The organism is Metabacillus rhizolycopersici (genome assembly GCF_020075705.1).
Genome location: NZ_JAIQUM010000042.1, coordinates 37,278 through 49,769, shown reverse-complemented (window position 1 = coordinate 49,769; position 12,492 = coordinate 37,278). Strand labels below are relative to the sequence as shown.

The window sequence follows — 12,492 nt, the reverse complement described above, 5'->3', positions numbered from 1 at the left end:
TCTTAACGGGCAGTAAGACTCCGACCTCAGGCTTCTGAGTGTACAAATACAAAGAAGATAGGTGGGAGATTAACTGCCCGTAAAGGTCCGATAAGTGCGAACTAACCATCAGTGGGGGATGAAAGAATCCCCCCACTGATGGAAGTCTTCTTTATAAAGATAAAACATCCTTTAAATAATGCGCAATGCCGTCTTCTTCATTTGTTCGTGTTTCTTTGTTCGCAACCGCTTTAAGCTTGTCGATTGCGTTTCCCATAGCAACACCGTGACCAGCATATTGAAGCATTTCTACATCATTATCCTCGTCTCCAAATGCGATGATCCGTTCTGCTGGAATTTGATAATAGGATGCGATTTTTTCTAAACCAACCGCTTTATTCATACCTGCTTTAATAATTTCAATAACGTGAAATGGTGCTGCCCAGCTTCTATGATCAACAATTTCGGCATGAACCTCTGATAAATAAGATCGAATCTTTTCAACATCTTCTTCAACAGCATGTATCAGGATGCTTGTGACATCATCACCTAAATTTTCTCGTAAATCGCCAATTTTAATATCTGGGTTCCCCATGTTAAAGATATCTAAAAGTTTCTCATCATGGTAATGAAAATACACATCGTCGATAATTTCAGCTAACATATTATGTATTTGATATTTTTCGGCAACTTCAATAATTTCTTTAACAACCTGAAGATCAAGTGTTGTATGATATTTCCCCCAGCCATCATTTTTAGGATGATGGACATATGCTCCATTGAAATTAACGATAGGTGTAGTTAGTTGTAATTCTTCATAATAAATGGAGCTTGATCGAAATGGTCTTCCTGTAGCAATACAGACTATGTGTCCCGCAGCTTTTGCTTTTTCGATTATCTCTTTTGAATAATTTGAAATGGTTTTATCGTCCTTTAAAAGAGTTCCATCCAAGTCTAAAGCAATTAAGAAAGGTTTCGTTTCCATAAAGTCTCCTCTTTTCGTTTTTGTGAAATTTTGTTTGCGTGAGGCTGGACATGGTGTTTGCGCTTTAATACTAGTGTATCTTTTTTCCAAGTTACCTGTCTACATGTTACAATTAATTTGAGGCAAATTAGTTAGGGAGGCACGATTCACTTTGATTGTAGTCGAAAAAATGAACATCGCAGACATTCCACTATTACATATTGTCGATCATTCCATTAAGGATAAAAAAACTCCCTTGGTCATGTATATCCATGGATTTATGAGTGCAAAGGAACATAATCTCCATTATGCGTATTATTTAGCTGAAAAAGGAATTAGAGTTGTTTTACCAGAGGCGTTATATCATGGTGAAAGAAGTAATGAATATAATAAAAAGGAATTAAGTCTTAGGTTTTGGAAAATTGTCGTCAATGAAATTGAAGAAATCAATACAATTAAAGAGCATTTCGAAAAGCATGATTTAATCGATAACCAACGTATAGGTCTTGCGGGTCACTCAATGGGAGGGATCACCGCGTTAGGTGCTTTAACGCAGTATGATTGGATCAAAGCTGCTGTAAGTCTTATGGGATGCCCTAATTACACAACGCTTTTAAAAAGTCAGCTTTTAGACCTGCAGAAAAATGGTGTAGAACTACCCCTTTCTGCAACGGAAATTGATGAACAGTTTTCGCTGTTGGAGCCATTTGATTTAAGCTTGCATCAGGAGAAGCTGCAAAATAGGCCACTGTTATTTTGGCATGGAGAACGTGATGATGTTGTCCCGTTTGCCCCAGCTTATCAATTTTATCAAGACATCATCCCAATGTATGAAAAAACACCAGAAAGACTAAAGTTTTTTGTCGATCCTCTTGCAGATCATAAAGTATCGCGTGAAGGTGTTTTGGCGTTGGTAGAGTGGTTTGTCCGTTATTTATAAGTTATTTTCAGAAAGAATAAGCATGTCCCTTTCTTTATGGCGGCTACTCTACTATACTCGATTGAGCAAAGGATTGCTTAGTAAGGATTTGAAAGGAGCGATTAGATAAAATGGATGAATTAGTAAAGGAAAATATTTACGGTGCACTTGAAACGGTAGTCGATCCAGAATTAGGCGTCGATATCGTAAATCTTGGACTCGTTTATGATGTGACTATGGATGAGGAAGGGCAAACAGAAGTTTCCATGACATTAACATCGATGGGATGCCCAATGGCAGGCACGATCGTTGATCAAGTGAAATTGTCCCTAGCAGATATTCCCGAAGTAAAAAATGTAGAGGTAAATATTGTTTGGAATCCACCATGGACGAAGGACAAAATGTCTAGATACGCAAAAATTGCTTTAGGAATTCGATGAAGTTTATTTAAAGCCATCAGCGGGATAGTGCCCTCTGGTGGCTTTTTCATGCTTGGTGAATATTGTTGTGCATAATAAACAAATGAGATACTTTTTACACCTCGAATCAGAATCTACTACCCATAAAATTCCCGTTTCCCTGAAATCCCCAAACACTGGAGCAAAGAAAGGGAGAACCTATGAAATAACAAGCTTCCTTTAACAAAAAATCTTACGTCCAAAAGCTTCATACGTCTTTCCTAAATAATTTATTCACCATTCGCATTCTTTTATGCAAGCTTCTGTATATATATTAATTATTGTAGAGGGAAGTTTTAAGATTCATTTTCCTTATTCCTAAAGGGATTTATTGAAAAATTCATAAAAATATTATTTATACACTTGATTTTATTTTTATACATATTTATAATTGAGAAATAATTTAGAAAACGAACTTAACAAGAGAAGGTGTTTTGATGAAAGTCGGAATTGTCGGGGCCACTGGTTATGGTGGAGTCGAATTATATCGTATATTATCAAATCATCCACATGTTGATGAATGTATAATGTATTCATCTTCAGAAATGGATGTTCCATATAGTAATTCTTTTCCACACTTATCTGATCTAAGTACTCACACATTAAATAAGATTGATGTGGAAGAAATAAAAAAGAATGTGTCGGTTCTATTTCTTGCGACCCCTCCTGGTGTTTCAAGAATTTTATCACCTCAATTTCTTGACTCAGATGTGAAGATCATCGATTTATCAGGGGATTTAAGGTTAAAAAATAAAGGTGAGTATGAAGAATGGTATAAACGCCCGTGTGTAGATGAAGATGTCCTTGAAAAAGCTGTATACGGTCTTTCTGAATTAAATAAAGCAGAAATTACAAAGACGAATTTACTTGCGAATCCAGGATGTTTTCCAACTGCAACGATTTTAGGATTAGCACCAGTTGTTGAGAAGAAATTTGTTCATGAACAGTCAATTATTGTTGATGCTAAAACAGGAGTTTCAGGTGCAGGTCGAAATGCATCACAAGCAACACATTTTTCAGAAACAAACGAAAATATAAAAATATATAAAGTTCACGAGCACCAGCATATACCGGAAATTGAACAAGCGCTTCGCTCGTTAAATGAAGCAATCACTTGTATTTCCTTTAACACACACTTAGTGCCAATGACTCGTGGGATTATGGCCACTATTTATGCAAGTTTGACAGATACGTATTCAACAGAAGAAATACTAGATTTATATAAAGATTATTATGCAAATTCACCATTTGTTCGAATTCGGAAGCAAAATGAATTTCCATCAACAAAGGAAGTATATGGTTCTAACTTTTGTGATATCGGTGTAAAAGTTGATGAACGTACGGGAAGAATAACGATAGTAGCGGTGATAGACAATCTAGTAAAGGGTGCTGCAGGTCAAGCGGTTCAAAACTTTAATCTTATGAATGGTTTCGAAGAAAAGACTGGATTGTATTTCGCACCTATTTATCCATAATGACAGCTAGGGAGGAAAACGCAGTGTTAGAAACAAAGGAAACAGCTGCAATAACAAAAATTGATGATGGATCAATCGTTACACCAAAAGGATTTTCAAGCGATGGTGTTCACGCTGGTTTAAGGTATGCCAGAAATGATGTAGGTGTGATTTATAGTGAAGTACCTGCAAATTGTGCAGCAGTTTATACACAAAGTCACTTTCAAGCAGCACCATTAAAAGTAACGCAAGAAAGTGTTGCAAAAGAAGGGCGCTTGCAGGCAATCGTGGTAAACAGTGCCAATGCAAATGCGTGTACTGGAGAGCAAGGGCTTCAAGATGCATACGAGATGAGAGAACGTACTGCAAAGTTGTTTAATATTGAAAATCACTACGTAGCAGTTGCTTCAACTGGAGTCATCGGTGAATTTTTAAAAATGGATAAAATTCGTCAAGGGATTGACCAATTAAAACCTCAAGCAACCGAGAAGGCTGCAGTCGAATTCCAACAAGCAATTTTAACAACGGATTTAGTGATGAAAACATCATGCTACGAAGTTGTGATTGATGGAAAAAAAGTCACGATCGGTGGGGCTGCAAAAGGGTCTGGGATGATTCATCCAAATATGGCAACAATGCTTGGCTTTATGACAACTGATGCGAACATTGATTCTGAATCCCTTCAATCTGTGTTAAAAGAAGTCACGGATAAAACATTTAATCAAATAACAGTTGATGGTGATACATCGACGAATGATATGGTGCTTGTGCTTGCTAATGGTCAAGCTGAGAACGAACAATTAAATGAAAAACATCCACAGTGGAATGAGTTTAAAACAGCTTTTCAGATGGTAAGCGAAGAACTTGCAAAACAAATTGCCAAAGATGGCGAAGGGGCAACAAAACTAATTGAAGTAGAAATAACTGGAGCAAGAACAAAACAAGAAGCAAATGTTGTTGCGAAGAAGATCGTTGGCTCAAGTTTAGTAAAAACAGCTGTTTATGGAGCTGATGCAAACTGGGGAAGAATTATTTGTGCCGTCGGGTATAGTGAAGCTTCAGTAGAGCCAGAAAAGATTGACATATACCTTGAAGATCTTTGCTTGTTTACAAATAATAGCCCTCAACCTTTTTCAGAGGAAAAAGCAAGTGAGTATTTAAAAAGAGACCAAGTGAAAATTGCGGTTAACCTTGGTGTTGGAGATGAAGCAGGTAAGGCATGGGGCTGTGATTTAACCTATGATTACGTAAAAATTAACGCAAGTTACCGAACATAAGGAGAAGGATATGTCAAAAACAGTCGTATTAAAATGTGGCGGAAGTACAGTTCACCAATTGTCAGACTCATTTTTTCAAAGCTTGAATGCACTGATTGAGAATAATTGGAAGGTCATGATCGTTCATGGTGGTGGTCCAGATATAACAAACATGCTAAAAGCTTTAAATATTGAGACAGAGTTCGTAAAGGGACAACGAAAAACAACAGAAGCTGTGTTAGAGATAGCTGAAATGGTCTTAGCAGGAAAAATAAACAAGCATCTAACAAACCTTTTACAACAAAAAGGACTCAATTCAATTGGGATATCGGGTAGTGACGGTGAAATGTTACAAGCTGAATTTTTAGATAAAGAAAATCTTGGATTAGTTGGTAAAGTAACGTCTGTTAACAGATCCGTTGTATCACTACTCATGGAAAATGGGTATATACCTGTGGTTGCGCCGCTAGCACGTACTGTGACACATGATACTCTAAATGTTAATGCTGATTTAGCTGCTGCTGCAATCGCACAGGCAGTTGGTGCCCAGAAGCTACTATTTGTAACAGATGTACCGGGTATTCTTGATGAATCGAAACAATTAATCAAGGAAATTACTCCTTCTAAAATACAATCATACATTGAAGACGAGGTTATTACAGGTGGCATGATTCCAAAAGTGCAATCTGCGATGACAACTCTTTCAGATACATTAAAAGAAGTCATGATCGTAAGTGGTCAACAGGCATTTATTGAAAATGATGATTTTAAAGGAACGAAAATTGTTAGAGAACAGGAGGTATCGTCAACGTGAGTTATTTATTTCCTACTTATGCAAGATGGGATGTTACAGTGAAAGAAGCAAAAGGCTCGTGGCTTACTGATGAAAATGATAAAAAGTATTTGGATTTTGTCACAGGGATTGCGGTTTGTAATTTAGGTCATGCAGATGATGATGTGATGCAGGCAGTCGGAGAGCAACTAACAAAATATTGGCATACGTCAAATCTTTTTCAGCAACCGATTCAAGAGGATGTTGCCAAGCTCTTAGTTGAGAATAGTGATGGAGAGGCTGTATTCTTTTGTAACAGTGGAGCTGAGGCGAATGAAGCGGCAATTAAGTTAGCGAGAAAGCATACGGGCAAAACAAAAATTGTCACTTTCCTGCAATCCTTCCATGGACGAACATTTGCAACAATGTCAGCAACTGGTCAAGAAAAAATACAACAAGGATTTGGACCTCTACTCGAAACATTTACGTATCTCCCATACAATGATGTAGCTGCTTTAGATGTGCTAGAGGATGATGTAGCTGCAATTATGCTTGAAGTCGTGCAAGGAGAAGGCGGAGTTATCCCGGCAGAGCAAGAATTTATCGACAAGGTAAATGAAACATGTAAGCGAATTGGTGCATTATTAATTATCGATGAGGTTCAAACAGGTATTGGTCGAACAGGTAAACCATTTGGATACCAGCATTATGGACTATCACCAGATATCGTTACTTCTGCTAAAGGATTAGGGAGTGGGCTTCCAGTTGGCGCAATGATTGGGAAAGCACCATTAATTGAAACGTTTCAGCCTGGAAGCCATGGTTCAACTTTTGGAGGAAATCCAATAGCAATGGCTGCAGCGAAGGCAACAATGAAGAAAATCCTAAATGATGATTTTCTAAAAGAAGTTGAAGAAAAAAGTAGCTATTTAGTTGATAAGTTAGTTCAAAAAATAGGAAATCATCCACTTGTTAATGGAATTCGTGGAAAGGGCTTATTGATTGGTATCGAATGTAAGGAACAAGTTGGTATGTTGATTGATCAATTAAGAGAACAGCAACTACTCGTTTTATCGGCTGGACCAAATGTTATTAGACTTCTTCCACCACTAAACGTTTCCTATGAAGAAATCGATATAGCGGTTGGAATCATTGATAAACTATTTTCTACAGCAAAAGAAACGGCTAGCGCTCAGTAAAATGAGCATTTTTTTTACACGATTTTGAATAAAAATACTTATTATTTAATAATTATCCAATTATAAAAAGAATAGAAAAAATCGATAATCTGCATGGACATAAGTTCATGCAAATAGAAGGATCATTTTGAGACAAAAGAGGTGTGAACAAATGAAAGGTTATCTCCATTTAGAGGATGGTTCAGTTTATACGGGAGAGATTGAACATGGATCTTCACAAGACATCAGCGGAGAAATTGTATTTTTTACAGGGATGACAGGGTATCAGGAAGTGTTAACAGATCCTTCATTTAAAAATCAAATTGTTGTATTTACTTATCCACTGATCGGGAATTATGGCATCAACTCAAACGATGTTGAAAGTTTGCAGCCGCATGTAAAAGCTGTTGTTATGTATGAGTGCACAGATCAATATTCTCATTATGAGGCGAAGCACAGCTTAAAAGAGTATTTACAAAAGTGGAATATTCCAATTATCCACCATATCGATACACGTTCTGTTGTGAAAAAGATTCGTCATCAAGGTTCGATGGCTGCAACGATTTCCAAAGAAATTAAGAAAGAAGAACAGCCAAGTACAATTTACGAAGATGGCGTTTTCGAAGTCACCTCTTCTTCGATTGAAACGTATGGAGAAGGGGAAAAGCATATCGTCTTAATTGATTTTGGCTATAAGAAATCAATCCTTACTTCATTGGTTAATAGAGGGTGTAAAGTAACGACAATTCCTTTATCAATGATGAATAAAGTCGTTGAATTAGATCCAGATGGTGTCGTTTTATCAAATGGTCCAGGAAATCCAGAGATGTTAAAAAGCTATTTTTCGCAAATAAAACAAATTGTTTCATCCTATCCAACATTAGGGATTTGTTTAGGCCACCAATTAATCTCGTTATCTTTTGGGGCAAAAACGAAAAAACTCTTGTTCGGACATAGAGGTGCTAATCAGCCTGTATTAGATACGAAAACCAAAAAAGTATTTATGACATCGCAAAATCATAGTTACGTTGTAATTGGAGAAAGCTTGAAACAAACGGATTTAATTACTCGTTTTTATAACATAAATGATGATTCAATTGAAGGGTTATCACATGCTACATTACCAATTTTAACAGCACAATTTCATCCCGAGGCACATCCAGGACCTACAGATAGTGAATGGATTTTTGATGAATTTTTAGATTTAGTCGCGGTTGCAAAAGGAGATATACTTTATGCCTAAAAACCAATCAATCAAGAAAATCGTCGTAATTGGTTCTGGTCCAATTATTATCGGTCAGGCTGCAGAATTCGATTATGCTGGTACACAAGGGTGCTTAGCTCTGAAGGAAGAGGGTTACACAGTTGTTTTAGTGAACAACAACCCAGCTACAATCATGACAGATGAAGAGTATTCAGATGTTCTCTACTTTGAACCGTTAACCGTTGAAAGTGTAACGAAAATCATTGAAAAGGAACAACCTGATGGTTTACTTGCTTCATTAGGTGGTCAAACAGGACTAAACTTAGCGATGGAACTTCATGAAGCAGGAGTGTTGGAGGAATATGGTGTTCAACTGCTAGGTACATCGATTGAATCGATTCGAAAAGGTGAGGATCGTAACGAGTTTCGCCAACTTATGTATGATTTAAATCAACCAATTCCGGAAAGTGCAATTGTGACTACAGTAGAAGAAGCGATTGAATTTTCACATCAAATTGGTTTTCCGATCATCATTCGTCCAGCTTATACGCTTGGTGGTAAAGGCGGAGGAATTGCCAATACAATAGAAGAATATAAAAAGATTGTAAAAAGTGGCCTGCAAGCAAGTCCAATAACTCAATGCTTAGTGGAAAAAAGTATTGCAGGGTTTAAAGAAATTGAATACGAGATGATTCGGGATCATAAAGGAACATGTATTTCAGTTTGTAATATGGAAAACATTGATCCGGTTGGTGTTCACACAGGTGACTCAATAGTCGTTGCCCCATCCCAAACGTTAACAGATCAAGATTATCATATGCTAAGAACTGCTGCTGTGAAGATCGTTTCAGCACTTGGTGTGGTCGGTGGATGTAACATTCAATTAGCTTTGGATCCAAAAAGTAAGCAATACTATATAATTGAAGTAAATCCACGGGTCAGCAGATCATCTGCCCTAGCATCAAAGGCTACAGGTTACCCAATTGCAAAAATCGCGGCAAAACTTGCTGTTGGATATAGTTTAGAGGAATTAAAAAATCCACTAACAATGAGCACCTATGCGAGCTTTGAGCCTGCACTTGACTATGTAGTTGTAAAATTTCCTAGATGGCCATTTGATAAGTTTAATAAAGCAGATCGGAAATTAGGAACGAAAATGAAAGCAACTGGGGAAGTAATGGCGATTGAACGTAACCTAGAAGCTGCTCTCCAAAAAGCATGTGATTCCTTGGAGCTTGATAATATTGGGACGTATTTACCAGAGCTTGAAGTCTTATCGACAGACCAGCTTGTAGAACAAATGTTGATAGTAGATGACCGTCGCTTCTTTATAGTTATGGAACTTATTAGAAGAGGAATGGCGATTGAAGAAATCCATCGTATGACCGAAATGGATCTTTATTTCCTAGCATGCTTTAAAAAGATTGTTGATCTTGAACAGCAATTGAAAAAGCAAACCGTTGAAACATTTGATGCTGATTTGATGGCGAAAGTGAAAGAAAAAGGTTTCTCAGATCGAACAATAGCCGCATTGCTTCAAGTACCAGAAGCAGATATAAGAAATCATCGTCTTGAAGTAGGCGTGAAAGCAGCTTATAAGTATGTTGATACGTGTGCAGCGGAATTTGAAGCACGGACAAATTATTTTTACTCAACGTATTTCGGAGAAAATGAACAACCTGAATTATCAGATAAGAAAAAGGTCTTAATTATCGGTTCTGGACCTATTCGGATCGGTCAAGGAATCGAATTTGATTATAGTGCTGTTCACGGTATCAAAGCATTGAAGCAACTGGGTTACGAAGCAATTATGATTAATAATAATCCAGAAACAGTAAGTACAGATTTTGAAACAGCCGATCGTCTTTATTTTGAACCAATTACCCTAGAACACGTCCTTAATGTTGTTGAATCAGAAAAAATCGATTCTGTGATTGTCCAGTATGGTGGTCAGACAGCAATCAATCTTGCTGAACAATTAGAAGCTGCAGGTGTTACGTTGTTAGGAACAGATACAGACACACTTGATTGGCTAGAGGACCGTGATAAATTCTATCAATTATTAGATGAGCTTGCGATTCCACACGCAGTGGGATTAACAGCAAACAATGCAGATGAAGCAATAAAGGGTGCAAATGAAATTGGCTATCCGATCTTACTAAGACCATCTTATGTTATCGGTGGTAAAGGAATGGTCGTCGTTCATAATGAAGACATGTTAGCCTCGTTGCTAACTGAAAGTACAAATATGATTTATCCAATCTTAATTGATCAATTTGTACAAGGTGTAGAAGGTGAAATTGATCTCATTTCTGATGGAAAAGAGGCATTTATTCCGACTTATATTGAGCATGTTGAACCAGCAGGTGTTCACTCTGGTGATAGTTTAGCCATTCTACCTTCTCAAAGCTTAACAGAAAAAAATAAACAAATAATTGCTGAATATGCGGCTGGATTAGTGAAAAAACTAAATTATCGTGGAATCATGAATATTCAATTTTTAGTAAATGGAGATCAAATCTACATTCTTGAAGTAAATCCACGGGCTAGTAGAACGGCACCAATTATCAGTAAGGTAACAGGTATTCCTATTATTAAGCACGCAACCTACTTACTATGTGGTAAAACAATAGGTGATCTACAACTTCAACATGTTGAAATTGATGATTGGGTTGCTGTGAAATACCCAGTATTTTCTAGCCACGCACTTCATGATGTCGATATTACATTGGGACCAGAAATGAAGGCAACAGGTGAAGGTATGTGTGTTGGACAAAATATTCATAGTGTGTACCGTAAGATCTTTTATAAAGATTTACAAAATGTAACAAGTGTCTATTTTGATGAAATAAATGAAGAAGCGATTGAAGCAGCGAAGAAGGCTGGTCTTCAAGTCATGACAAATCATTATTCTTCATGGGTTGAAGGCGAGAAGGGCATCTTTGTCTCACTAATAGAAGGTGATGATGCCAAACTGGATCGTCAATTAGCCTTAGAAAAAGGGATGATGTTGTTCACGAACCTTGCCACATTTTATGCATGTTTGCAGGCGATTACTGCTGTAGATGAGGATGCATTATCAATCCAGAAATTAACAAAACGGAGTATGGCAATTTAACTCTACCAACAAAAAAGAAGACAAAATAAAGCATTATATGGTGCTTTCTATTTTGTAAGAAGTAATAAAAATATTAAAAAGGGAAGTGATTAAGTAATGAGCACGGTGAATCTAAAACCAAAAAAGGTAGTAGAAAAAAGAGACTTTTTAACACTACTCGATTATAGTAAAGAAGAAATTCTTCACTTAATTGACGAAGCTTTTAAGTTAGAAGAGAATCCACTTCAGCCTGTGTTGCAGGGGAAAACATTAGCAATGATTTTTGAAAAATCATCAACTAGAACTCGTGTGTCCTTTGAAACCGGTATGCTTCAATTAGGTGGTCATGCATTATTTTTAAGTACCCAAGATATCCAATTAGGTAGAGGTGAGCCGGTATCTGATACAGCAAAGGTATTGTCTGGGTATGTTGATGCCATTATGATTCGTACGTTTGGTCATGATAAAATTGAAGAATTAGCAAAGCATGCTAGCATTCCAGTAATAAACGGTTTAACCGATTTATTCCATCCATGCCAAGCACTTGCTGATTTAAAAACAATCTACCGTTTAAAAGAAAAGTTCGTTGGAGTGAAAACAGCTTATTTAGGTGATGGTAACAATGTTGCACATTCACTTATGATTGCAGCTGCTAAAGTTGGGATGGACTTTTCAATAGGCTGTCCAAAAGGCTATGAGCCAAATCAATCCGTTGTTGAAAAGGCACAAAAGATTGCCGAGGAGACCGGTGCGAAAATTACTGTTACGTATGATCCAGTCGAAGCGGTGAAAGATGCTGATATCATCTACACAGACGTTTGGGCGAGTATGGGTCAAGAAAGTGAACAAAAGGAACGTTTAGTCGCATTTAAAGACTTCCAAGTAAATGATGAGTTAGTCAAACATGCCAAGGAAGATTATCATTTCCTTCATTGTTTACCTGCACATCGTGAAGAAGAAGTTACGGCATCGATCATCGATGGGGAACATTCAGCGGTATTTGAGCAAGCAGAAAATCGCCTTCATGTACAAAAAGCATTGCTTAAGGAATTACTTGCATAACACATTTTTTGCTATTTACCTGCATGAAAATAAAGAGTAGTCTCGCTTTATAAAAGGGTCTGACATGGAATAAAGTCAGACCCTTTTTATCGTTTTGGAAACTATAAAATTCTTGTACTGTGGATAAGCGCACGACATCCAGCGTAAGC

Annotated in this window: 10 protein-coding genes; 9 read left to right on the top strand and 1 reads right to left on the bottom strand. The window is 37.1% G+C overall.

Annotation, left to right across the window (positions count from 1 at the left end; genetic code table 11):
• Positions 1 to 151: 151 nt before the first annotated feature.
• Positions 152 to 964 carry a Cof-type HAD-IIB family hydrolase gene (locus K9V48_RS17275; protein WP_224140280.1) on the bottom strand — a complete coding sequence of 271 codons (813 nt, stop codon included), beginning with the start codon at positions 962 to 964 and terminating at the stop codon, positions 152 to 154.
• Between the two features lie 151 nt (positions 965 to 1,115).
• On the opposite strand from K9V48_RS17275, the gene K9V48_RS17270 reads away from it, so the two are divergent.
• The 9 genes from K9V48_RS17270 (at position 1,116) to argF (ending at position 12,343) form a co-directional block, all read left to right on the top strand.
• On the top strand, positions 1,116 to 1,883 hold the full coding sequence (locus tag K9V48_RS17270) for an alpha/beta fold hydrolase (RefSeq protein ID WP_224140279.1): 768 nt from the start codon (positions 1,116 to 1,118) through the stop codon (positions 1,881 to 1,883).
• A 110-nt stretch (positions 1,884 to 1,993) separates the two neighbouring features.
• Positions 1,994 to 2,302 carry a metal-sulfur cluster assembly factor gene (locus K9V48_RS17265; protein ID WP_224140278.1) on the top strand — a complete coding sequence of 103 codons (309 nt, stop codon included), beginning with the start codon at positions 1,994 to 1,996 and terminating at the stop codon, positions 2,300 to 2,302.
• Positions 2,303 to 2,757: 455 nt separating this feature from the next.
• Entirely contained in the window at positions 2,758 to 3,795 is a 1,038-nt protein-coding gene (gene argC, locus K9V48_RS17260) for an N-acetyl-gamma-glutamyl-phosphate reductase (RefSeq protein ID WP_224140277.1), read from the top strand.
• A 23-nt stretch (positions 3,796 to 3,818) separates the two neighbouring features.
• Positions 3,819 to 5,051 carry a bifunctional ornithine acetyltransferase/N-acetylglutamate synthase gene (argJ, locus tag K9V48_RS17255; protein ID WP_308012594.1) on the top strand — a complete coding sequence of 411 codons (1,233 nt, stop codon included), beginning with the start codon at positions 3,819 to 3,821 and terminating at the stop codon, positions 5,049 to 5,051.
• A gap of 10 nt (positions 5,052 to 5,061) precedes the next feature.
• Positions 5,062 to 5,844 carry an acetylglutamate kinase gene (gene argB / locus K9V48_RS17250; RefSeq protein WP_224140275.1) on the top strand — a complete coding sequence of 261 codons (783 nt, stop codon included), beginning with the start codon at positions 5,062 to 5,064 and terminating at the stop codon, positions 5,842 to 5,844.
• A complete protein-coding gene (gene argD / locus K9V48_RS17245; protein ID WP_224140274.1) occupies positions 5,841 to 7,001 on the top strand; it encodes an acetylornithine transaminase in 1,161 nt (386 codons plus the stop codon). Before argB ends, argD begins: the two co-directional genes overlap by 4 nt.
• Before the next feature lie 151 nt (positions 7,002 to 7,152).
• On the top strand, positions 7,153 to 8,223 hold the full coding sequence (locus K9V48_RS17240; RefSeq protein WP_224140273.1) for a carbamoyl phosphate synthase small subunit: 1,071 nt from the start codon (positions 7,153 to 7,155) through the stop codon (positions 8,221 to 8,223).
• A complete protein-coding gene (carB, locus tag K9V48_RS17235) occupies positions 8,216 to 11,302 on the top strand; it encodes a carbamoyl-phosphate synthase (glutamine-hydrolyzing) large subunit (protein WP_224140272.1) in 3,087 nt (1,028 codons plus the stop codon). Before K9V48_RS17240 ends, carB begins: the two co-directional genes overlap by 8 nt.
• A 96-nt stretch (positions 11,303 to 11,398) precedes the next feature.
• Positions 11,399 to 12,343 (top strand): ornithine carbamoyltransferase, encoded by a 945-nt coding sequence (argF, locus tag K9V48_RS17230; protein ID WP_224140271.1) that lies wholly within the window; start codon positions 11,399 to 11,401, stop codon positions 12,341 to 12,343.
• Positions 12,344 to 12,492: the final 149 nt, after the last annotated feature.

Excerpts from the sequence above, each read along its gene's own strand:
- K9V48_RS17275 (WP_224140280.1), bottom strand. The coding sequence starts at position 964 with ATGGAAACGAAACCTTTCTTAATTGCTTTAGACTTGGATGGAACTCTT.
- K9V48_RS17265 (WP_224140278.1), top strand. The coding sequence starts at position 1,994 with ATGGATGAATTAGTAAAGGAAAATATTTACGGTGCACTTGAAACGGTA.
- argC (WP_224140277.1), top strand. The coding sequence starts at position 2,758 with ATGAAAGTCGGAATTGTCGGGGCCACTGGTTATGGTGGAGTCGAATTA.
- argB (WP_224140275.1), top strand. The coding sequence starts at position 5,062 with ATGTCAAAAACAGTCGTATTAAAATGTGGCGGAAGTACAGTTCACCAA.
- K9V48_RS17240 (WP_224140273.1), top strand. The coding sequence starts at position 7,153 with ATGAAAGGTTATCTCCATTTAGAGGATGGTTCAGTTTATACGGGAGAG.
- carB (WP_224140272.1), top strand. The coding sequence starts at position 8,216 with ATGCCTAAAAACCAATCAATCAAGAAAATCGTCGTAATTGGTTCTGGT.
- argF (WP_224140271.1), top strand. The coding sequence starts at position 11,399 with ATGAGCACGGTGAATCTAAAACCAAAAAAGGTAGTAGAAAAAAGAGAC.